This window comes from Winogradskyella litoriviva (genome assembly GCF_013249065.1).
GTDB classification, from domain to species: domain Bacteria; phylum Bacteroidota; class Bacteroidia; order Flavobacteriales; family Flavobacteriaceae; genus Winogradskyella; species Winogradskyella litoriviva.
The window spans coordinates 134,810-156,663 of the sequence record NZ_JABRWQ010000008.1; the positions used below are offsets into that span (position 1 = coordinate 134,810).

19 protein-coding genes are annotated in these 21,854 nt (G+C 31.4%); 7 read left to right on the forward strand and 12 right to left on the reverse strand.

Going from position 1 to position 21,854, the window contains the following annotated elements:
• Positions 1-98: 98 nt before the first annotated feature.
• A complete protein-coding gene (locus tag HNV10_RS16385; protein ID WP_173302468.1) occupies positions 99-1,397 on the forward strand; it encodes a carboxypeptidase-like regulatory domain-containing protein in 1,299 nt (432 codons plus the stop codon).
• A 51-nt stretch (positions 1,398-1,448) separates the two neighbouring features.
• Here the strand turns inward: HNV10_RS16385 and HNV10_RS16390 are convergent, their stop codons facing one another.
• The 5 genes from HNV10_RS16390 to HNV10_RS16410 all read right to left on the reverse strand — a co-directional run bounded on the left by HNV10_RS16390 (position 1,449) and on the right by HNV10_RS16410 (position 7,115).
• Positions 1,449-1,994, reverse strand: coding sequence for a YfiT family bacillithiol transferase (locus HNV10_RS16390; RefSeq protein WP_173302469.1), 546 nt, complete (start codon positions 1,992-1,994; stop codon positions 1,449-1,451).
• A complete protein-coding gene (locus HNV10_RS16395; RefSeq protein ID WP_173302470.1) occupies positions 1,987-3,273 on the reverse strand; it encodes an acyloxyacyl hydrolase in 1,287 nt (428 codons plus the stop codon). The genes HNV10_RS16390 and HNV10_RS16395 overlap by 8 nt, the downstream gene beginning before the upstream one ends.
• Positions 3,274-3,344: 71 nt before the next feature.
• Positions 3,345-5,654 carry a TonB-dependent receptor domain-containing protein gene (locus HNV10_RS16400; protein WP_173302471.1) on the reverse strand — a complete coding sequence of 770 codons (2,310 nt, stop codon included), beginning with the start codon at positions 5,652-5,654 and terminating at the stop codon, positions 3,345-3,347.
• Positions 5,647-6,543, reverse strand: coding sequence for a FecR family protein (locus HNV10_RS16405; protein WP_173302472.1), 897 nt, complete (start codon positions 6,541-6,543; stop codon positions 5,647-5,649). The genes HNV10_RS16400 and HNV10_RS16405 overlap by 8 nt, the downstream gene beginning before the upstream one ends.
• Positions 6,544-6,599: 56 nt before the next feature.
• Positions 6,600-7,115 carry an RNA polymerase sigma factor gene (locus HNV10_RS16410; protein ID WP_173302473.1) on the reverse strand — a complete coding sequence of 172 codons (516 nt, stop codon included), beginning with the start codon at positions 7,113-7,115 and terminating at the stop codon, positions 6,600-6,602.
• Between the two features lie 105 nt (positions 7,116-7,220).
• On the opposite strand from HNV10_RS16410, the gene HNV10_RS16415 reads away from it, so the two are divergent.
• The 4 genes from HNV10_RS16415 (at position 7,221) to HNV10_RS16430 (ending at position 13,705) form a co-directional block, all read left to right on the forward strand.
• Positions 7,221-10,445 carry a hypothetical protein gene (locus HNV10_RS16415; RefSeq protein WP_173302474.1) on the forward strand — a complete coding sequence of 1,075 codons (3,225 nt, stop codon included), beginning with the start codon at positions 7,221-7,223 and terminating at the stop codon, positions 10,443-10,445.
• A 214-nt stretch (positions 10,446-10,659) separates the two neighbouring features.
• Positions 10,660-11,991 carry a signal recognition particle protein gene (gene ffh, locus HNV10_RS16420; RefSeq protein WP_173302475.1) on the forward strand — a complete coding sequence of 444 codons (1,332 nt, stop codon included), beginning with the start codon at positions 10,660-10,662 and terminating at the stop codon, positions 11,989-11,991.
• A 110-nt stretch (positions 11,992-12,101) separates the two neighbouring features.
• Complete coding sequence (locus HNV10_RS16425; protein WP_173302476.1) at positions 12,102-12,986, forward strand: bifunctional 5,10-methylenetetrahydrofolate dehydrogenase/5,10-methenyltetrahydrofolate cyclohydrolase; 885 nt, start codon at positions 12,102-12,104, stop codon at positions 12,984-12,986.
• Positions 12,987-12,994: 8 nt separating this feature from the next.
• Complete coding sequence (locus HNV10_RS16430) at positions 12,995-13,705, forward strand: YwaF family protein (RefSeq protein ID WP_173302477.1); 711 nt, start codon at positions 12,995-12,997, stop codon at positions 13,703-13,705.
• A 2-nt stretch (positions 13,706-13,707) separates the two neighbouring features.
• On the opposite strand, the gene HNV10_RS16435 is transcribed toward HNV10_RS16430, so the two are convergent.
• The 6 genes from HNV10_RS16435 to HNV10_RS16460 all read right to left on the reverse strand — a co-directional run bounded on the left by HNV10_RS16435 (position 13,708) and on the right by HNV10_RS16460 (position 18,311).
• Positions 13,708-14,127: a VOC family protein gene (locus HNV10_RS16435; RefSeq protein WP_173302478.1), complete on the reverse strand. Its 420-nt coding sequence runs from the start codon at positions 14,125-14,127 to the stop codon at positions 13,708-13,710.
• 2 nt (positions 14,128-14,129) lie between these two features.
• A complete protein-coding gene (locus HNV10_RS16440; RefSeq protein ID WP_173302479.1) occupies positions 14,130-14,897 on the reverse strand; it encodes a pseudouridine synthase in 768 nt (255 codons plus the stop codon).
• A gap of 21 nt (positions 14,898-14,918) precedes the next feature.
• The gene (locus HNV10_RS16445; RefSeq protein WP_173302480.1) at positions 14,919-15,746 is read right to left on the reverse strand and encodes an alpha/beta fold hydrolase; all 828 of its coding nucleotides are present in this window, start codon (positions 15,744-15,746) and stop codon (positions 14,919-14,921) included.
• A gap of 1 nt (position 15,747) precedes the next feature.
• Positions 15,748-16,125, reverse strand: coding sequence for a cupin domain-containing protein (locus tag HNV10_RS16450; protein ID WP_173302481.1), 378 nt, complete (start codon positions 16,123-16,125; stop codon positions 15,748-15,750).
• A gap of 26 nt (positions 16,126-16,151) precedes the next feature.
• Entirely contained in the window at positions 16,152-16,709 is a 558-nt protein-coding gene (locus tag HNV10_RS16455) for a hypothetical protein (RefSeq protein WP_173302482.1), read from the reverse strand.
• 63 nt (positions 16,710-16,772) lie between these two features.
• Complete coding sequence (locus HNV10_RS16460) at positions 16,773-18,311, reverse strand: helicase HerA-like domain-containing protein (protein ID WP_173302483.1); 1,539 nt, start codon at positions 18,309-18,311, stop codon at positions 16,773-16,775.
• A gap of 216 nt (positions 18,312-18,527) precedes the next feature.
• Between HNV10_RS16460 and HNV10_RS16465 the strand changes: the two genes are divergently transcribed.
• Positions 18,528-19,160 (forward strand): 7-carboxy-7-deazaguanine synthase QueE, encoded by a 633-nt coding sequence (locus HNV10_RS16465; RefSeq protein ID WP_173302484.1) that lies wholly within the window; start codon positions 18,528-18,530, stop codon positions 19,158-19,160.
• Positions 19,161-19,238: 78 nt separating this feature from the next.
• Here the strand turns inward: HNV10_RS16465 and HNV10_RS16470 are convergent, their stop codons facing one another.
• The gene (locus HNV10_RS16470; RefSeq protein ID WP_173302485.1) at positions 19,239-19,784 is read right to left on the reverse strand and encodes a DUF2911 domain-containing protein; all 546 of its coding nucleotides are present in this window, start codon (positions 19,782-19,784) and stop codon (positions 19,239-19,241) included.
• Positions 19,785-20,046: 262 nt separating this feature from the next.
• Here HNV10_RS16470 and asnB point away from each other — a divergent pair, with 262 nt between their 5' ends.
• Positions 20,047-21,711, forward strand: a complete 1,665-nt coding sequence (asnB, locus tag HNV10_RS16475; RefSeq protein ID WP_173302486.1) for an asparagine synthase B — start codon at positions 20,047-20,049, stop codon at positions 21,709-21,711.
• Positions 21,712-21,854 lie beyond the last annotated feature (143 nt).

The following is a 21,854-nucleotide window of genomic DNA, read 5'->3' on the forward strand; positions in this document are numbered from 1 at the left end:
TAATAATTGTTTACGGTTTTATATATTCATTTTTTAGAACTCAAATCCCTTTTTTGTATCTTAGTAAGAATAAAAATTGCTAAATTAAAACTAATGTTATGAAAAAATTACATCCCTTAAAACTTTATGTAAGTACAGTTATTTCAGTGTTCTTATTGTTCTTTTCTCTAAATGCCCAAACAGATTTTGTAGAATATACCGGAACGGTTATAGATGGGCAAACCAATAAAACTCTAGAAGCCGCCAGTTTAAATATAAATGGAACAAATATCGGAACCATTTCAAATTCTGAAGGTGAATTTATTTTAAAAGTTCCTCTAAGTAATTCAGATTCTAAAGTTGTTGTTTCACTTTTAGGTTATAACACTTATGTTGTGCCTTTGTCTGAATTGGCTAGTGGAAATACTACGATAAAATTATATGCTGCAATAACCAAATTATCTGCTGTTAGTATTTCTGCATTTAAGGATGCTAAAGGTTTAGTAAGAAAAGTATTTGATGATAAGAATAAGAATTTTCAGAACGAATCTGTATTTATGACAGCTTTTTACAGAGAAACCATAAAACGTAGAAGTAGAAATGTATCGCTTACAGAAGCTGTAGTGAATATTTTAAAAGAGCCTAATGGTTCTAGCAGTCGAGACGCTATACAATTAGGTAAGGCAAGAAAAAGTACAGATTACAAAAGATTAGATACTGTGTCTGTAAAGTTGCAAGGTGGTCCTTTCTCTACTATCTATTTAGATGTAATGAAATACCCAGAATATATTTTTACAGAAGAGAGTATTAACGCATATCAGTTTAATTTTGATGCGCCAACTACAGTAAATAATAAAGATGTATATGTTGTAAATTTTAAACCTAGAAAAAACGATTTAAAAGTAAATTATAACGGTAAGCTTTTTATTGATGTAGAAACTTTAGCCTTAGTTAGTGCTAATTACGCTTTAGATTTAAGCGATATAAAGAAATCTAAAAATTTATTAGTTAGAAAAAAGCCAAGCGATATTGAGGTTTACCCTTTAGAAGCGCTGTATAAAGTAGATTATAAGGCTAAGGATAATACTTGGTATTATAGTTATTCTAATTTAAGTTTAAAGTTTAAAGTAAATAAAAAACGAGAGCTATTTAATAAAGTTTACACCTTATCTAGTGAAATGGCTGTAACAGATTGGGAAGTAAATAAAGATGATAAGCGTATAAAAAATAAAGATAAGTTAAGACCTACAGTGATAATTACAGATGCAATTTCTGGTTTTTCTGACCCTAATTTTTGGGGAGAATACAATTTAATTGAACCAGATAAATCTATTGAATCTGCAATTAATAAAATTAAAAAGAATATTGAAAAACAAGAACAACGCGAAAAAGAAAATACTGTAAATGGCAGACCTTAGTTATGTGCCAACTAAAATGTTTGAAACCCTGAATTTTTTATTCAGGGTTTTTTAATTAAACAGTTCTTTAAATTTTAGCGCTTGTTTAATGTGTGCCAAATGATGATTGCTGTGCCAAGCATATATTCCTATAGTTTCTTCTAAGGTAAAGCGTTTACCATGTTCTGGATGAATAAATTCTAGTTTTAACTCCTCTTGGTTAAGGGTTCTAAGTAATACTGCAAGTTTTTTATGGATGCCAATTAATATGGATATGGAATCTTCAATAGGTTCTGTATAGTCAATTAATTCGGCAAAGCGATTTTCATAATACGGTTTAATGGTAGGTGAATCTTCTGTTAGTGCCAATTTAAATCTTAGCAAACTATTAATATGGCTATCTGCACAATGGTGAACAACTTGTTTTATGCTCCAACCATTTGGTCTGTACTTATAGTTTAGTTCGTTTTCGTTGAGGTTTTTAGTTACCTCAATTATGGAATTGGGCAAAGTTTCAATAGAAGTTATCCAAGTTTTAATTTGTGCATTGGTTATAATTTCTGGTTTTTCAAATTCGCCAATTGGAAATTTTAATTGATGTAATTCTTTATCAGTCATGACAGTTGTTTTTTTCTTTTAAATTAAAACGATACACATAGCCAAGGTTTAATTCAGTAAAATCTGCTTGACCTAGATTAGCGTTAAGATGAGCTCCAACATAAATGTTATGTTTTGGTGCGTTGTTAGTAGACCATAAGTAATATTTTAAGCCCATTCTTGCGGAAATGGTTCGTTTTATTTCGTAATACCAATCGAGTTCTCCCAAAACTTCAATAGTTTCATTATTGCTAGTTTCAAAAGAATAGCCTTGATTTAATTTCCAGTCTATTTTGTAGAAAGGTTTGTAAATGTTTAGTCCTAAATCTAATTCAAACCCAATATGATCTATTAATAGTTCTGAGGAAGCAAAAAGACCAAATGCACTTGCATAACCAAAAGGGTTTTTTGTGAAATGCGGAAATTGTTCTGCAATTAAAGTTTCGTTATTGTTTATATAATCGTAATAATGCTCATAAACTCTATAATAAATTCCACCACCAAATTTAAAAGTATTATTGATTATTTTTCCGGTTGAAGCAGAAACAGAGTACACTTCCTTTTTAGAGTTAAATTTAGTGGATAAAACGTTTTGCCCTAAACCAAACCTAAAAGCAACATAGCTTTGAGATTTAGTGTTATAATCTGGTTTTTCTATAGTTGAAGCCGTTTGAGTTTTACTATCTATTTTTGCTGAAATACTTGCAGCAACAGAATTTAAACCTTGATTAGGTAATTTTGTGTGACCATTAGAATGGTGTAAAAAACCAATGCCAAATCGCCAATTTGTTATATTAGATTTAATAGCATCGTAATAAAAAAATGACCGAAAAGACCAATTGATTTTAGTAGTAATTGCTCTATTAAATTCATTGCTTGTTTCATCATATTGCGTATCCATATAAGAACTACCAAAGCCAATTTGCAAGTTTAAACCATCTTTACATTTTTTTAAAAATGAAAATTCAATAAATGGTAAAATACTATAAGCGAGCCCAACTTGTGTAGTATTACCAAAATCAGAATACCCAAAAGAAATTCCTGTTTTAGGGTAGTTTAGCCGTTTACTCCATTCTTTGTGGTTATTAAAATTTTGCCATCCTATACTAAAAAATAGATTTTTTTGAAGTTTAGTTTTAGGGAAATCTGTGTTGGCCTCTAATGTTTTGCCAACAAGAACTTCTGGGATAAAAAATAAGGATGAATTTTTAGAATATGAAGTTGTTTGCGCCAAACAATTCTGATGAAAAAACACAAAAATTAATACTATAATATAACTGATATAGTTTTTAAAATACATTAGTTAAAGGTGGTTGGTACTACAATAATACTATTTTATACCAGTTTTTTAAATTAGAAATGTTTTTTCTACTAAAAACTTACCCTAAAACTAAGATTTGGTGTGAGTTTTAGAGAACGATTATTAATTTCAATAATGGAGTCATCTGAATTTAAACTGTAATAACGATTGATAATATTGGTCTGATTAAAGATATTCCAGATTGAAGCACCTATATCTGCTTTAATTCCTTTTGATAATTTAAAATTATAAATAGCAGAAACATCGGTTCTAAAATAGCTTGGTAATCTAGAGCTATTAGGTTGGTTATATTCTATGCTATTGTTAAGGTTGTCTTGTAAATTAGAAGGTGTTGTATAAGGTCTGCCAGAATGCCAATTAATACCAAAACCAACTTTAAAATTTGTCTTACTATAAGTTAAAGACGCATTAGCAACATGTTGTAAGTCTATAGTGTTAGAAAAAGCATTGCCGTTGTTTAAGTTTTCAAAATGATAATCGTTTTCACTAAAGGTATAACTTAACCATGTGCTAAAATCATTAATACGTTTGTTAATTAAAAAATCTATGCCTTTAACAGTATAGGAACCAATGTCATTTACAAACTGAAATTGGTTCTGAAAACCTTGGCTTTGTGCTGTAATATTTGCAACGTTTTTGTAATATCCTTCTAATGAAATTAATAGGTTGTTTTGATTGTAGCTTAAACCAGCAGAAATTTGTTGACTTTTAATTAAAGGAATATTAGAGTCATTTGCTAATTGCCATCTACGTTTTTCTATACCTAAAAAATCTTGTTGTAAATCTATAACTTGGGTAATAGTTTGACTTTTTAATTCGCCTAAAATTTCTAATCTAAAATAATCTGATAATTTTTGGTTGAAAGCAAAACGTGGTTCAATAATAAGCTCTTTTAGTTTACCAAAATAACTAATTCTGGCACCTAATCTTAAATGTGTGTTTTTAGATTTTGAATAACGTTCTACTTCACCAAAAAAGGCATGAGTCCTTATAATTTCTTTCTTTAAACTTATAAAGTTTGGGTTGGTAACATCTTCTAAATTTGTGACACCAACCTCGTTAAATTGGTAACCAAGATTAACATTTAAACTTGGATTTACTGCATTAGTAATATCTATTCTTAAGCCATAATCTTCAACTTTATTTTCTTGTTCTAAACTCTGATTGTTGCTTATATTATTGTTTTTAGCATCTAAATCATAGTTAGAATAATATAATTCTGTAGAAAAATGAAGTTTTTGGTTTACTCGTTTAGAATAGTTGGCGCTTGCACCAAAACTTACTTGATTCAGCTGGCTATTGGTTTCTTGAATATTGTTGTCTGAAGTAATGTAAACCTGATTGTAATCTAAATCATTATATATGTTTAAAAAATTGAGACGTAATTTAGAAGTGTTATCTATATCATATAAAAACTTAGCATTAAAATCGTAAAACAAAAAACGTTCGTCTAATGCTAGTTGAGAATTACTTGCTGTATTTAATTCTGAATCTCTAAATATACGGTCAAAATATACATCATAAGTTTTTGAAACCAGAATATCGGTAAACGACCGTCTGGCAGCTAATTGTAATTCGGTTTTATGGGTAAGTTTTATTTTTGCAAAACCATCTACACTTAACAGGTTTGCGCCAATGCCTGCATTGCTGGTTTTTTCTAATTCATCTGAGTTTTTTATAGAAATTGTACTCGAAACCGCATTGCCAAATTTGGCACTTGTTCCGTTTTTAGAAATTGTTATGCTTTCTGATAAATAAGGGTTATAAGCAGATATTAATCCAAAAAAATGTCCGGATTGATACATTCTAATGCCTTCATGCAAAATAAGGTTTTGGTCGTTTGTACCACCTCTAACATTGATATTAGAAATACGCTCGTCTACACTAATAATACCAGGTAGATTTTGAATAATTTGCAAAACATCTGGTTCAATTAATCCAGGTAAAATTTCAAATGCTTTTTTGTCGGCTTCAATAGTTCCGTTGTTGGTTTTAGAAATACCTTTAGTTAAGAAATTAGTCACCACAACTTCTTCTAAATGTTGAATAGAGTTTTGAGAGTCCTTTGTTTTATTTGGTGTTATAACTATAAAACGTTTACTTAAAATTTCAAAGTTAAGTTGTGTTAGTAGTTGTAATTGTGTTATAACTTGTTTTAAAGATAATTCAGGATACAAAGGGGAAATTAAAATACCATCTGTTGTTTTGGGCTCATAAGAAAATTTAACGTTGTATTTTTCTTCAAGCTTTAGTAGTATTTGTGCAAGTGGTTGTTTTTCCTGTTGCGCCTGACTATGAGTAAGGTTGCAAAAGGCAATCGTAAATATGAAGAAAACTGAACAAAGTAATTTTTTATTCACGTTTAAGTAAAATAGATTTTCCTGAAATACTGTAGCTTAAATTTAAGGGTATTGTAACAGATTTCAAGGCTAAATCTAAATTATTATGCGTAAAACTTCCAGTAAATAAACGCGATGTGTCTATATTATCTGCATGTATATACATATTATACTGATTTTCGAATTCGGTAATAACATGTTTTAAAGCTATACTTTTAAAGCTACTTTCACCATGCAACCAATGCGGTTGCATAGCGTTTTCTTTTTCATTTGCAAGTAGTTTCCCATCAACGATTTTAAAAGTATGTCCTGGTTTTAATTTTACTGTTTTGTTATTGTGTGTAACACCAACTAATCCTTCATAGCAGGTAACTTCAAAATATTGTTCGCGTTGTTTTACATTAAATTGTGTGCCTAAAACGCTAACAATACCGTCTTCAGTAATTACATCAAATTTTTGACCTTTAGCAACTTTAAAATAAGCTTCACCTTGTAGTCTTACTTCTCTATTATTAGACCAATTATCCTCATTAAATGATAATAAAGAATTCGCGTTTAATTCTACAGTAGAATTATCTGGTAAAGCAATACTTGTTTGCTCTGCAATTATGGTTTTAACTTCTGTATCTAAATTAGAAGTATATAAATATACACTCAATGCAATAGCAAAAACCGCAGCGATTCTCAAAAATGGTTTTAGCCATTGATTTGAATTTGTTTTGGCAGATTTAAGTTGAGGTTTTAATGTTTGGTAATTTTGGTCAACAGAAAATTCAGGAGCTTTAAATTTTTTTAAAGCCTTATCTATTTTGATTATATCAGAATAATCCTCTAACTGTTCAAAAGCGTTTTGCTCTTCAGTATTAAGGTTATTATCTAACCATTTTTTTATGAGTTCTTCTCTTTTCATAATATACATTCAACTATATAACAGCTGTATTTAAAAAATCCCTACCTTCTTAACTTTTAAAGTTCATTAATGTCTTCTCTTAGTTTTTTTAATGCACCATAAATACGTTTTTCTACACCTTTTACGGAGATATCTAAAATTGCGGCAATTTCTTTAAAACGTTTACCTTCAACTCTGTTCATTAAAAAAGCGACGCGTTGGGCTTCAGTTAAATTGCTAATGGCTTTTTGTAATTTTATGTGGTATTCTTTTTCTTGTAATATAAATTCGGGAGTTTCGTTGGTAGCATGTTTTTGAGGTTGCTTTGTATGCTTTAAAACTACTTTATTATGTGCAATAACATTAAGCATTAAATTATTTGCTGTAGTAAACAAATAACTCTTTGCTTTGTCTGGAGCAATTTTACCGCAGTTTTGCCACAATTTTATAAAAGCTTCTTGTACTTGGTCTTGTGGATTTAAGTGGTCACCAAATTTGTAGTATAAAAAATCGTGCAAGTTTTTAGCATGTTTTTTATATAAGCGTTCAAAAAATTGCGATTCGCAAATATGGTCATGTAAAGGTTTGCTCATAATTTTGATTAGGTGCCACAAATTATAAATAAATTTTTAATAATTGATAGTAGGGCTTTTGTCTTTTAAACTGTTTTATAATAAATAGTTAAAATCAATCGCACTATGAAAACTAAAATTAATTATTTAGTTACCGTTGTCCTTTTTGCCCTATTTGTATTTACATCTTGCCAAGATGAAGTTTCTGATATTGGAAATCTAGATGAACAAGAAACCATAGTACCAGATTCAGCATTGGCAAATCTAATGAGTAATGTGGTTACAAATGATGGTACTGTAGATGATTTTTTAGATAACTCAAGTTGTTTTTCGTTAGAGCTTCCAGTGACGATAATTGTTGCTGATATTACAATTATAATTGAAACTGAAGATGATTTAGAAGAGCTAGAAGATTTATTAGATAATGTTTCTGTAGATGGTAATATTGTAGATTTTATATTCCCTATTACACTAATTTTTAGTGATTATAGCCAACTGGTTATTGAAAATGAAGATCAACTTCAAACCTTTATAGATGATTGCGTTGAAGATGAAAACGATGCTATTGAATGTGCAGATTTTGTGTACCCTATTTCGTTTTCTGTGTTTAATTCTGGTTTTAATTTAGTCGATACTGTTATAATTGAAAACGACGAAGCTTTATATGTTTTTCTCAATGAATTAGAAGAAGACGACAACGCATTAATTGTAAGTTTAAACTTTCCTGTTACAATTGTATATGCAGATGGAGAAACAATAGAAGTTAATACTAATGAAGAATTGACCAACGCTATTGAAGATGCAGAGCAGTTTTGTGAAGACAATGCAGCTTCTTGTTTAGAAGAAGATGTTGCATTAAATTTAATAGAATGTCCATGGGATGTTTATTTATATACTAATGAGGATGTGGATAATTTAGACGGACCATATCTATTTACTTTTAGTGAAGATGGAACCGTTTTTATTGAAGGAACTGTTTCAGAAGGTTATTCCACTACTTGGGAGCTCACAGCAACTGAATCTGGTTTAGAACTAAATATTGGTACTTTTTATTATTATGAAGCGCAATATGGCAATTGGTTAGTTGTACAGTGCGACGATGATGAACTAAAATTTGAACATTTAACTGTAGACGGAACAGGTTTATTTTTTGAACAAGATTGCGAAGATGACTTGGATTGTTCAATAACTGACATTAGTAGTATGTTGCAAGAATGCCCTTGGGATTTTACAGATGCAGCAGGGAATTATGATAACTATCAATTAATTTTTAATGAGAATGGTGAATTACAAATCTCAGAAGGAATGGCAGCATCTGCAATAGGAGGTTCTTGGAGTTTATCTGCTACAGACAATGGTTTGGTTTTAGAGTTATCAGACTTAACAGCATTCCAAAATGATTTAGGTGGAGAATGGCTAATCATAGCATGTGATGATGATTCCAATGAACTTACAATAACTCAAAACAATATGGTTTTAGAATTAGAACAAGATTGTTTAGGGAATTTGGGTTGTTCTGTTGAAGATATTAATGCAACTATGTTAGAGTGCGCATGGTTAATGCAGACAAATTTACTTGACTCTTTAGTTCCTATTTATATGCATTTCGGAAATAATAGTGAAATTTTTATTGAAGGTGCAGATAATTTAGAATCTCAAATAGGTACTTGGAATATTGAAACCATAGAAGCAAATATTGTTATCAATTTAGAGTTTCAACAAGGGTTTGAGGTTTTAAGCGGACAATGGCAAATTGTAGAATGTAATCCAGGAAATTTATATTTAGTAAATGGTGATAACCAAATTACTTTAGAGAAAGCTTGTGAGGTAAACAACCAAAACCTTTTAGAATGTTATTCTATATATGTTTTATCTCAAGAATGTGATGATGATAACGACGGGATTGCCACCTTTGTTATTGAAACAAATAGTTTGCAAACAACAGAATGTATTGCCCTTTATCCATTAGCAGGTAGTTATCATCCAACATACCAAGACGCAGTTAATACAACTAATCATTTAAATATTCAATTAACAACACCTACAGAATTAAGTTCTCAATCCATATTTTTTAGAGTTTTTAATCAAGATACACACGAGTATGCTGTGCAAGAATTAGAATTAGTAGTAGAACCTTGTAATGAAGAAGTATTTAATTGTTTCGGTGATTTTGAAATTGTAGAATGTTACCAACCTAATAATGTTCCGGTTTTTAACCTAAGCGCAAACACTATTGGGTTAGTAGATTGCCAATATGCTTTTACACCTTCTTTTCATGAAACATTAGCTGATGCCGAGAATGATATTAATCCTATAGCAAATCCAGAAGCCTACGGAACCTTGGTTACTCAGGCTTATTTAAGAATTGAAGCTGAAAGTGGCAATTTTGAAATCTTTACAATTTACCTCAATACAGAAGATTGTAATTATTTTGAATGTTTTGAAAATGCTGTAGTAGATATTTGTGATGATGAAGATGGTATAAATGATGGATTTGCATTATTTAATTTAGAAAATATTTATGCAAATTGTAGTCAAGATAATGTACTAGTAACTTATCATATTTCTATTGCAGATGCTGAAGCCGCTGTTGATGGCTTAGTCTCGCCATTTGTTAATACAAGTAATCCACAGATTATTTATGCAAGAGCCGAGTTATTTGATAATTCTGATATTTATGAAATTTTTACAGTAGAGTTGATTGTTAATGATTGCTCAGCAAATGATTTTGAATGCTTTCAGAGTTTTGATGCAGTTTTAGAAACATGTTATACAGACGCTACTGTACTTTATGAATTTAATCTACCATTGGCATTTGCAAACTGTACGCCTAATGCAGATGTTGTAACTTATCATGTAACACAAGCGGATGCAAATGCTAATATGAATGCTATTTCAAATCCAGAAAGTTATAATACAGCAGAATTAAATTCCCTTGTTTATACCAGAGTAGAAATCAATAATCAGGTTGAAATATTTGTAATTCAACTAAATGTTGTTGATTGTAATTCCGGAAGTTGTACTGAAGAAGATATTGATGGTATTTTAACCGAATGCCAATGGAATATTACAAGTTACAACGGAAGTGATAATCTTTTCAGTTATAACTTCGATTTTGAAGAAAACTCAGGTATTGTAGTGATTTACAATGATACAATAACCATTGACGCTTCATGGTCTACATCTCAGCCTAATGATGGTGTAATTATAGAGTTTTCTAATGTTGCAGGTCCAAATATTCAAGCCATAAACGGTAGCTGGTTAGTTGTAGAATGTACAGCAGAGCAATTGGTGTTGCACAATGTTAATGATAGTAATAATGAAATAGTTCTAGATAGAACTTGTGAATAAAGAAACTAGAGGTTAGTAATTTTAGTAAGTTAAGTTGATTAAAAAGAGTCATTCGCTATGAGTGGCTCTTTTTTGTGGATTAAAATATAATGAACGTTAAATTGGTATTTCATCTTCTGTTAACTACCACTAACAAGGAAAACTTATTCTTAAACACATTAGTAATTCACTCATAAATTCTTAAATTTGCAACTTGTAAAAAGAGATAAAGATTATGTTTAATAATTTAAGTGATAAGTTAGATAAAGCGTTACACGTATTAAAAGGTCATGGTAGTATTACAGAAGTAAATGTTGCTGAGACGCTAAAAGAAGTAAGACGTGCGCTTTTAGATGCCGATGTTAACTTTAAAATTGCAAAGGAATTTACAGTACGTGTAAAAGAAAAAGCGCTTGGTCAAGATGTATTAACAACGTTACAGCCAGGTCAATTAATGGTTAAAATCGTTAAAGATGAATTAACCGAGTTAATGGGAGGCGACGCAGAAGGTATTAACCTTTCTGGTAATCCTAGTGTGATTTTAATGTCTGGTTTACAAGGGTCTGGTAAAACAACTTTTTCTGGTAAGCTTGCTAATTATTTAAAAAACAAAAAAACAAAGAAACCTTTATTAGTAGCATGTGATGTTTATCGTCCTGCGGCAATAGATCAATTACATGTTGTAGGTGACCAAATAGGTGTTGAGGTTTTTAGTGATAGAGGAAATAATGATCCTGTAGCAATATCTCAAGCTGGTATTGCACATGCAAAAGCAAATGGGCACAATGTGGTAATTATTGATACGGCAGGTCGTTTAGCTGTAGATGAGGCGATGATGACCGAAATCTCTAACATTCATAAAGCAATTCAGCCACAAGAGACGTTATTTGTTGTGGATTCTATGACGGGTCAAGATGCTGTAAATACAGCAAAAGCCTTCAATGATATTTTAAATTTTGATGGTGTAATCCTTACCAAATTAGATGGTGATACACGAGGTGGAGCAGCAATATCTATTAAATCTGTAGTTAATAAGCCAATTAAATTTATTGGTACAGGTGAAAAGATGGAAGCAATTGATGTCTTCTATCCATCACGTATGGCTGATCGTATTTTAGGCATGGGTGATGTGGTTTCTTTAGTTGAGCGTGCACAAGAGCAGTTTGATGAAGAGGAAGCAAGAAAACTTCAAAAGAAAATAGCCAAAAACCAGTTTGGGTTTGATGATTTCTTAAAACAGATTCAGCAAATTAAGAAAATGGGGAACATGAAGGATTTAATTGGTATGATTCCTGGAGCTGGAAAAATGATGAAAGATATTGATATCGATGATGATGCCTTTAAAGGTATTGAGGCTATAATTCATTCTATGACACCAGAAGAACGTTCAAACCCTTCAGTTATTAATGCGAGTCGTAAAAAGAGAATTGGAAAAGGTTCTGGTACCTCTGTGCAAGAAGTAAATCAACTTTTAAAGCAGTTTACTCAGATGAGTAAAATGATGAAAATGATGCAAGGAGGAGGCGGAAAACGCATGATGCAGGCTATGAAAAATATGCCAAGGTAAAGTGTTGTTAGTAATTTTTGAAGCCTTGCCTGTAGAAATATTTAGAAATAAAAAATAATTTATAAAGCTTTGCGCCTTAGCGTCTTTGCTAGAAAACAATAACCAAAAGCATGACAATTTTAGACGGAAAAAAAGTAAGCAACGACATTAAAAACGAAATCAAAGCTGAAGTCGATAAGATGAAAGCTAATGATGAAAAAGTGCCACATTTAGCGGCTGTTATTGTAGGTAATGATGGTGCAAGTTTAACTTATGTAGGCAGTAAAGTGAGAGCTTGCGAACGTGTTGGTTTTGAGTCTACTATGGTGCGTTTGTCTAATACCACAAGTGAGGTAGAGCTTTTAGATAAAATTGAGGAGTTAAACAATAACGACGATATTGATGGTTTCATTATTCAATTACCACTGCCTCCTCAAATTAATACGCAAAAAGTATTAATGGCTGTAGACCCAAACAAAGATGTGGATGGGTTTCATCCAATGAATTTTGGAAAAATGTCATTAGATATGTCTACATTTATTCCTGCTACACCTTTCGGAATTTTAGAATTATTAGACAGATATGAAGTAGAAACAAAAGGGAAACATACCGTTGTTATTGGTCGTTCTCATATTGTTGGTCGTCCTATGAGTATTTTAATGGGTAGAAAAGGTTTTCCAGGAAACTCAACCGTTACTTTAACGCACAGCCATACTAAGAACATTACGCAAATTACATCACAAGCAGACATTATAATTTCTGCATTAGGTATTCCTAAATTTTTAAAGGCAGAAATGGTAAAAGATGATGTTGTAATCATTGATGTTGGAATCACAAGAGTGCCAGACGATTCTGAAAAAGGTTATTATATTACTGGTGATGTGGATTTTGAAAACGTGAGTAAAAAAGCAAGTTTTATAACACCAGTTCCTGGAGGCGTAGGGCCAATGACTATTGCTATGCTTTTAAAGAATACATTATTGGCAAGAGAACAACATAGAAAGCATAATAGATAATATTATACATGATTTTATTAGAACTACTTATTGTATCATCTAAAGTTACGATAGGTAGTTTTCAGCATATACTTCCTATACTTTTTAGTCTAGTATTTACGGTTTTTCTAGTAATATATTCAAGAAAGAATTTTACTGAGCTGCAACAGCAAAAAACTATTCATTATTTAGGATGGTTTGTGTCTTTAACACTTATAGGTTTTCATGTTTATCGGATGTTTTTCGATAATTATAATTTTAAAACCGATTTGCCACTTTACCTCTGTAGTTTAATGGCTTTGTTAATTCCGTTTTTTACAAAATATCGTAAATATTGGATGTTTGAAATTTTAGTGTTTTGGGTAATTGGTGGAACGTTGCAAGCAGTTGTTACACCAGATATAACGGATGGTTTTCCTAGTTTTGATTATTTTAGATATTGGGTTGTTCATTTAGGATTACTATCTGTAATATTCTACTTTGTATTTGTTTTTAGAATGAAACCAAAGTTAAAAAGTGTATTTAAATCCTTTTTGGCACTTCAGGTATATGTAGCTTTAATGATAGGATTAAATTATTTGCTAGATGCTAATTATTTTTACCTTAATCAAAAACCTAAATCTGCTACTATCCTAGATTATTTTGGCGAATGGCCATATTATATTTTGGTGGTACAGATAATTGTAATTCCAATGTTTTTGTTGATTTATTTACCTTTCTGGTTGGCACAAAAAGACTAAATTTATTTGGCAAATAATTGACTCATGTCTTTAAAAGCTTTAAATTCTAAAGCATTACCAGATGGGTCTTTAAAAAACATGGTAGCTTGTTCACCAACCAAGCCTTCAAATCTTATGTAAGGTTCAATAATAAATGTGATGCCTTTTAATTTTAATAATTCTGCAAATTGTTGGAATGTTTCCCATGGTAAAACAACACCAAAGTGCGGAACAGGAACATCCTTTCCGTCAACAGAATTTGTATGTTCATTATCATCAGTTTTTGGTTTGTAATGAATAACCAACTGATGACCAAAGAAATTATAATCTACCCAATGGTCACTGCTTCTGCCTTCTTCAAAATTTAAAATATTAGTATAAAAATTTTTACACTCTAAAAGGTTTGAAACTGGAATTGCCAAATGAAACGGTGATAAAGCCATATTTAACGTCTATTTTTTCTTGGGGTTACAAGATTTTCCTCATAAGTTTTTTTAGACTCACTTATGAGTTCTTGTAATGTTGTAAACTCTTCTTTTGTTAATTCTCTATACTTTCCTAAAGCCACATCGAGTTTAATATTCATTATTCTAATACGCTTTAAAGTTTGTACTTCGTAATTAAGATACTCACACATTCTTCTAATTTGCCTGTTTAAACCTTGGGTTAAAATGATGCTAAACGTAAACTTGTCTATCTTTTTTACAACACATTTTTTAGTGCGCTTGCCTAAATCTTCGAGATATATTCCTCCAGCCATTCGCTCTATAAAGGTTTGAGAGATAGGAGTATCTACAGTTACAATATATTCTTTTTCGTGATTATTGCTAGCTCTTAAAATCTTGTTCACAATATCGCCATCATCGGTTAATAGTATTAAACCTTCGCTTGGTTTATCTAATCGCCCTATAGGGAAAATACGTTTAGGGTAGTTGATGTAATCAATGATATTATCCTTTTCAACACGTGTGTCTGTTGTACAAACAATACCAACAGGTTTGTTAAAAGCCAAGTAAACAAAATCTTGTTTTCGTTGCCCAATAATTTCGCCATCTACTTTTACTACATCTTCTGCAGCAACTTTTGTTCCCATTTCTGGTATGACATCATTAATGGTAACTCTTCCTGTTTCTATTAAACGGTCTGCAGCTCTACGCGAGCAGTAGCCTGCTTCACTGAGGTATTTGTTAAGGCGTTTTAATTCTTGCGACATATTACAAAAGTACAATAAAGATTAGTCATTAATAAACGCTATAACCTTGGGAGTTAAAGAAGGGTCTTTTAAACCATGGCCAAATCCTGATGTTGTTATAAACTCAGAATTTTTATAACGATTTGCTAATAATTGTCCATCTTCATAAGGAATAATTCTATCCTTTTTATCATGAATAATCAAGCCTTTTGCATTAATCGTTTCTGCAAAATCAGCAGTAGAGAAATAGGATACTGGATTTCCAAAACGTTCTAAGACAATATTATCTAGTCCGTTAGAAATTCTGTTGTTATAACCCATCATAGATTTATATCTGCTAAAAACACCAGTAAAATGAGCAGGAGCTCCTAAGAGAACCATTTTTTCTATTGAAGAAAGTTCGTTAAGATGCATGCTGAAAACACTTGCCATACCTCCAACAGAATGACCTATTAAAATCTCTGGTTTAAATCTTTTAACGGCTTCATTTATAAATTCAGAATATAAAATAGCATTAAATTGCTTACCATCTGACCTTCCATGTGCTGGTGCGTCTAAAGCGATGATATTATAATCTTCAGTTTTTAAGTCTTTTATAATATAGTCCCAACGTGCAGCATTACTTTCCCAACCATGTGCTAATAAAATAGTTTTTCCATTCCCTATCCAGCGATAGGTGGCAATCTGCATATTTTTATAATTAATTTCTTCAAAAAAAGCAGATTCTATGACTTGTTTTTGCTCGTCATTGTAACGTCCTTTTCTTGGTGTGGCAAATAATGACAACGCTTTTTTTGTTGCTAATTTAGGAGATAATAAACTTGTTGCATTTAAGGCATTACCAATTGATTTTATTACAAAGCTACTCATATTATTGGTCCTCTCTGTTTACAGAATCTATAGAAAATGCAGGTAAACAAATTGCTAAATATTCACACGGTTCAGTAAAAGGGTTAGAGTATTGGAGCCTTGTGTTTTTCTCTATTTTAATGGATTGTCCTGCCTCTAAAACAATAATTTCATCGTTTATTATAAACTGTTTTTTGCCACTAATAATAAAGGTATATTCATCAAATTCTGGAGTCTGAAAAGGTTCTGACCAACCAGCAGGAGCAACCATATGCGCAATACTAATTGCGGAATTTCCGTCACTAGCATTGCCAAAATGTTCTTTTATAATTTTTCCGTCCTCTGTAGGAACTATAAAAGGTGAGTTTTGAATTTTATATTTTTTACGATCCTTGTTCATATCTTTTTTTAAACCCAAATTCTAAATTACCAGTGAATCATGAAGAATTTAATTTTTGCTTTTTCAGGAATTTGAATTGGGTCAATGTTCATATCCATATTAAAGCGCATACTTGCAGGTAATTCTTTTTTATCTATTGTAAAAGAGGCATTAATTTCATTTACAGATACTAATATAACATTAATTAAATTGTCTACTTTAGAAATCTTATAAGCTGATTTAATATCTTTAAAGGTGCTTAAGGTAGAGATGTTTTTTTCTGTTTTAAAACGCTCGTCTATTATACGAACACTTGCAATTACCGAAGTAGAATCTAAAGCTTCTCTTGGTGATAAATCCAATAACTTTTTGCCGCCTTTTTCAAATACTTCAATAGTGTTAACAGAACCGACAAACTCATCGCCAGCAATGTACCTAACTACCGAGTCATTTCGGTAAATAGAATCTAAGTCTTTTACTTGGGTTGAATCATTTAATAATCCTATATGGTCTTTTTTAATTAAGAAAGGATTTAATTCTTTGTCTTTAGTACAACTTGTGGTTAGAAGTGCACACATTAATACGGTGAATAATATATTTTTCATGTTTGGGATTTGGAGTATTTAGTTAATACTCAATGTTATAGTTATAATAGATTTAGTGACAAATTATTTAATCATTTTGCTTAATATTCCCAACACGCCTCGTATAACCGTTGCGCTTGTTAAAACCTTAACGATAGGATTCATTCTTGTGCTTTTTCTTCGAGTTGAACTTGTTTTTCTTTTGCTTTCTGCGCGTTTTAAAGCTTCTTTTTCTTCTTTAGCTTTTTGCTTAACTTCTTCTTCGTCTGCTTTTTTAATTTTCTCGTTAAGCATTTCGTATGCACTTTCTCTATCAACTTCTTTGTTGTATTTTTTTGCAAGTTGCGATTGTGCTAAAAGGCTACTAAGTTCAGATTCCGTTAAAATATCCATTCTACTCATTGGAGCTCGCATCATAGTGGCTGCTAAAGGCGTTGGTTTTCCTTTTTCGTCTAGTGCAGAAACTAAGGCTTCTCCAATTCCTAAAGACGTTAAAACTTCGGCCGTATCGTAATATTCTGTATCAGGATAATTCTGCGCTGTTAATTTTATTGCTTTTCTGTCTTTTGCAGTAAATGCTCTTAAGGCATGTTGTACCTTTAAGCCCAATTGTCCTAAAACGGCTTCTGGCACATCCATAGGATTTTGGGTTACAAAATACAAGCCAACTCCTTTACTACGTATTAGTTTTACAATACTTTCTATTTGGTTTAATAATGCATTAGAAGCTTCATTAAAAATTAAATGAGCTTCATCAATAAACATTACCAATTCTGGTCGTCCGCTGTCACCTTGTTCTGGGAAAGTAGAATAGATTTCTGCCAATAAACTCAACATAAATGTTGAAAATAATTTAGGCTTATCTTGTATATCTGTTAATCGAATAATGTTTATATAACCTTTTCCGTTTTCATCAATACGCAATAAATCTTGTGTGTCAAATGATGTTTCGCCAAAGAATAAATCTCCTCCTTGTTGCTCAATTTCAATTAATTTTCTAAGAATTGCACCTGTTGAAGCTGTTGAAATACGACCGTAAGCTTCTTCAAATTCTTTTTTGCCTTCACTTGTAGCGTATTGCAAAATTTTCTTGAAGTCTTTAAGGTCTAATAATGGTAATTTATTGTCGTCACAATACTTAAATATTACAGAAATTATACCTGCTTGTGTTTCTGTTACATCTAATATTCTTGAGATTAAAACAGGTCCAAATTCGCTAATTGTTGCTCTCAATCTAACACCATCTTGCTCAGATAATGTCATAACTTCTACAGGGAAACCTTTAGCTTCAAAGGGTAATCCTATTTTTTTATGACGTTCATCAATTTTAGCATGGCCAGGACTTGGTTTTGCTAAACCACTTAAATCTCCTTTAATGTCCATTAATAAAACAGGTACACCTTTTTCAGATAGATTTTCAGCTAATACTTGCAATGTTTTTGTTTTTCCTGTACCTGTTGCTCCTGCAATAAGTCCATGTCTATTCATGGTTTTTAATGGCACATTTACAAATGTATTTGTAATAGTTTCGCCATTTAACATAGCAGAGCCTAAAGTAATGTAGTCGCCTTTAAAATTGTTTCCTTCGTTGATCTCTTTTTCGAATGTTTCAGTATTCTTCATTAGTCAGAAAATTTGGATAAAAATAATGTAATTTTAATCAAGTATGAAATTGTTTTAAGTCTCAGTTTACAGTTCTGCTGCTTAAACCTAGTTTACGATTTCAATATTAGTTTGAGTTTTAGCTAAAAGTTAAAGCCAAAATCTAAAGTTTTACGATAAAATTTACTGTTAGTAGAGACTAAAAACTGAAAACTAAATAACTATCTTTGCAGCCTTATGACAAGAAGAGAAAGACAAGAGTTAATAGATAAAGGATTATTGCTCCCTTTAATGGAGGAATTTTATACCATTCAAGGCGAAGGATTTCACAAAGGTACAGCAGCATATTTTGTTAGAATTGGTGGTTGTGATGTTGGTTGCCATTGGTGTGATGTAAAAGAAAGCTGGTTGGCAGAATTGCATCCGCCTACAGAGACAGAAAAAATTGTTGAAAACGCTGTTAAGTATAGTGATACAATTATTGTAACTGGTGGAGAGCCTTTAACCTGGGACATGGGACCGTTAACAGCTCAACTAAAAGCAAAAGGTGTAAAGACGCATATTGAAACGTCTGGTGCCTATAAATTAACTGGTGAATGGGATTGGATTTGTCTTTCGCCTAAAAAAATGAAACTACCAACAGAAGAAGTTTCTAAAAAAGCACACGAGCTTAAATGTATTATATATAACAAAGACGATTTTAAATTTGCAGAAGAACAAGCTGCTAAAGTTAATAAGGATTGTATTTTATATCTGCAACCAGAATGGAGTAAGCGTGATAAAATGATGCCAATGATTGTAGATTATGTTATGGCAAATCCTAAATGGAAAGTGTCATTACAAACACATAAATATTTGAATATTCCATAGTGAAAAATCAATTTAATCAAAAAAAAAGTTCCAATAATCAATTTGATTATTGGAACTTTTTTTTGCTAAATACTTATATTATATAGTAAAAGGCACAGCAACTCTTAAAGTTCCCCAACCTAAATGCATATTAATACCATTATCACTTTTATCAAAAGCAATAGAAAATGCTTCTAAAGACTCTTTGCCTTCGGTAACAGGTACAACAATGCGAGCTACATCATTTTTTTCCTTATAAGAATAACTTCCCCAAACATTAATATCAGAACTTATTATTGCTGTCCACTCTGAAGCTTCCGGAATTACAAAAAAGGAATAGGTACCAGCTTTTATTAAAGTTTCACCAAGTTTTACATCTGTGTAAAACGTAATTTCTGCAGCTTCATTAGCTCCCGTTCTCCAAACTTCACCTTCTTTAGCTAATTCATCTACAGAACGTCCTTTTAGTTGTGGACGACTATAAGTGATTTTAACTAATTTATCTGATTCTTTATAAGAACTTGGGTAAGACGCAGCATCCATAGGGCTTTTGTCTAAGCCTCTAAATTCTTGTGCGTTCATCTGAAATGAGAAAAGCATAACAAACCCAAAAGTAACTGCTGTAATTAATTTAAAATGTTTCATAATTTAAAATGTGGTTTTTAGTAAAGTTAGATGATATAAAATCGAATAGTCGAAATTAATTAATAAAATTTACAGATTAAAAGTTAAATCGTCTTTTTTAACAGCTGATGCTTTAAATTAGTTTTTAATTAAGTGTAATTTGTTTTAATTTGAAACTAATAAAACTATTTGTGTTTATAATATGAAAGTTTTATATCATATTTGCTTCAGAATTAATAATTAAACATCGGGTTAAATCCCGAATTCAAATATAAAATAAGTTATGTGCGGAATAGTATGTGCGTTTGATATAAAACAAAAAGTAGATGATTTAAGGCCTCAAGTCTTAGAAATGGCAAAAGCAATTCGTCATCGTGGACCAGATTGGAGCGGAATTTATAGTGACGATAAAGTGATTATGGCTCATGAGCGTTTGGCAATTGTAGATCCAGCATCAGGGAAACAACCCTTGTTTAGTCCAGATAATAAATTAGTATTAGCTGCTAATGGTGAAATTTATAACCATAGAGCAATTAGAAAACAATTTGAAGGTAAATACGATTTTCAAACTGAAAGTGATTGTGAAGTAATTTTGGCACTTTACCAAGAAAAAGGAGTCGACTTTGTAGATGACCTAAATGGTATTTTTGGTTTCGCAATATATGATGCTGAAAAAGATGAATATTTTATTGCTAGAGATCACATGGGAATCATTCCACTATATATTGGTTGGGATAAAAACGGAACTTTTTATGTGGCTTCAGAATTAAAGGCTTTAGAAGGTATTTGTACTAAAATAGAATTATTTCCTCCAGGGCATTACATGTCTAGCAAAGATGGAGAATTTGTAAAATGGTACAAACGTGACTGGACGGAATATGAAGCAGTAAAAGACAACGAAACAAGTATTGCAGAAGTAAAGCAAGCGTTAGAAGATGCTGTGCATAGACAATTAATGAGTGATGTACCTTATGGTGTTTTATTATCAGGTGGATTAGATTCTTCAGTAACATCAGCCATTGCAAAAAAATATGCTCAAAAACGTGTAGAATCAGATGATACAACAGATGCTTGGTGGCCACAATTACACTCCTTTTCTGTTGGTTTAGAGGGGTCTCCAGATTTAGCGGCTGCAAAAAAAGTAGCAGACCATATTGGTACGGTTCATCACGAAATAAAATTTACAATACAAGAAGGATTAGATGCTATTAAAGATGTAATTTATAACATAGAAACTTATGATATTACTACAATACGATCGTCAACTCCTATGTATTTAATGGCAAGAGTGATTAAATCTATGGGTATAAAAATGGTGTTATCTGGTGAAGGAGCAGATGAAATATTTGGAGGTTATTTATACTTTCATAAAGCACCAAATGCTCAAGAGTTTCATGAAGAAACAGTTCGTAAATTAGATAAACTTCACATGTACGATTGCTTAAGAGCGAACAAAAGTTTAGCAGCTTGGGGAATAGAAGGACGTGTACCGTTTTTAGATAAAGAATTTATGGATGTTGCTATGCGCATCAACCCAAAGGATAAGATGATTAATGGTGAACGTATGGAAAAATGGGTGGTTCGCAAAGCATTTGAAGATATGATACCAGAAAGCGTAGCATGGAGACAAAAAGAACAGTTTTCTGATGGTGTGGGTTATAGTTGGATTGATACCTTAAAGGAACTCGTTGATAAAGAAGTTACAGATGAGCAAATAGAAAATGCAGCGTTCCGTTTCCCAATAAATACACCTTTAAATAAAGAAGAGTATTATTACAGAAGTATTTTTGAAAGTCATTTTCCTAGTGATGCAGCAGCATTATCTGTACCACAAGAAGCAAGTGTAGCTTGTAGTACGGCAACAGCTTTAGAATGGGATGAAGCATTTAAAAACATGAATGACCCTTCTGGTAGAGCAATTGCTAATGTGCATGATAAAGCGTATTAATAAAAGCCTATAAAAACGACTATTTAGAATAGTTTTTTATAAATTTAAGATTTAAAATCTCGCTTCTGCGAGATTTTGTCTTTTACGGTATATTTTGATTCAATTTAAATTTACCAAAATCTAATTTAAAGCGCTTTTTAAGC

Coding starts and splice junctions, on each gene's coding strand:
- HNV10_RS16385 (WP_173302468.1), top strand. CDS start 99: ATGAAAAAATTACATCCCTTAAAACTTTATGTAAGTACAGTTATTTCA.
- HNV10_RS16390 (WP_173302469.1), bottom strand. CDS start 1,994: ATGACTGATAAAGAATTACATCAATTAAAATTTCCAATTGGCGAATTT.
- HNV10_RS16395 (WP_173302470.1), bottom strand. CDS start 3,273: ATGTATTTTAAAAACTATATCAGTTATATTATAGTATTAATTTTTGTG.
- HNV10_RS16405 (WP_173302472.1), bottom strand. CDS start 6,543: ATGAAAAGAGAAGAACTCATAAAAAAATGGTTAGATAATAACCTTAAT.
- HNV10_RS16410 (WP_173302473.1), bottom strand. CDS start 7,115: ATGAGCAAACCTTTACATGACCATATTTGCGAATCGCAATTTTTTGAA.
- HNV10_RS16415 (WP_173302474.1), top strand. CDS start 7,221: ATGAAAACTAAAATTAATTATTTAGTTACCGTTGTCCTTTTTGCCCTA.
- ffh (WP_173302475.1), top strand. CDS start 10,660: ATGTTTAATAATTTAAGTGATAAGTTAGATAAAGCGTTACACGTATTA.
- HNV10_RS16425 (WP_173302476.1), top strand. CDS start 12,102: ATGACAATTTTAGACGGAAAAAAAGTAAGCAACGACATTAAAAACGAA.
- HNV10_RS16430 (WP_173302477.1), top strand. CDS start 12,995: ATGATTTTATTAGAACTACTTATTGTATCATCTAAAGTTACGATAGGT.
- HNV10_RS16435 (WP_173302478.1), bottom strand. CDS start 14,127: ATGGCTTTATCACCGTTTCATTTGGCAATTCCAGTTTCAAACCTTTTA.
- HNV10_RS16440 (WP_173302479.1), bottom strand. CDS start 14,897: ATGTCGCAAGAATTAAAACGCCTTAACAAATACCTCAGTGAAGCAGGC.
- HNV10_RS16445 (WP_173302480.1), bottom strand. CDS start 15,746: ATGAGTAGCTTTGTAATAAAATCAATTGGTAATGCCTTAAATGCAACA.
- HNV10_RS16450 (WP_173302481.1), bottom strand. CDS start 16,125: ATGAACAAGGATCGTAAAAAATATAAAATTCAAAACTCACCTTTTATA.
- HNV10_RS16455 (WP_173302482.1), bottom strand. CDS start 16,709: ATGAAAAATATATTATTCACCGTATTAATGTGTGCACTTCTAACCACA.
- HNV10_RS16460 (WP_173302483.1), bottom strand. CDS start 18,311: ATGAAGAATACTGAAACATTCGAAAAAGAGATCAACGAAGGAAACAAT.
- HNV10_RS16465 (WP_173302484.1), top strand. CDS start 18,528: ATGACAAGAAGAGAAAGACAAGAGTTAATAGATAAAGGATTATTGCTC.
- HNV10_RS16470 (WP_173302485.1), bottom strand. CDS start 19,784: ATGAAACATTTTAAATTAATTACAGCAGTTACTTTTGGGTTTGTTATG.
- asnB (WP_173302486.1), top strand. CDS start 20,047: ATGTGCGGAATAGTATGTGCGTTTGATATAAAACAAAAAGTAGATGAT.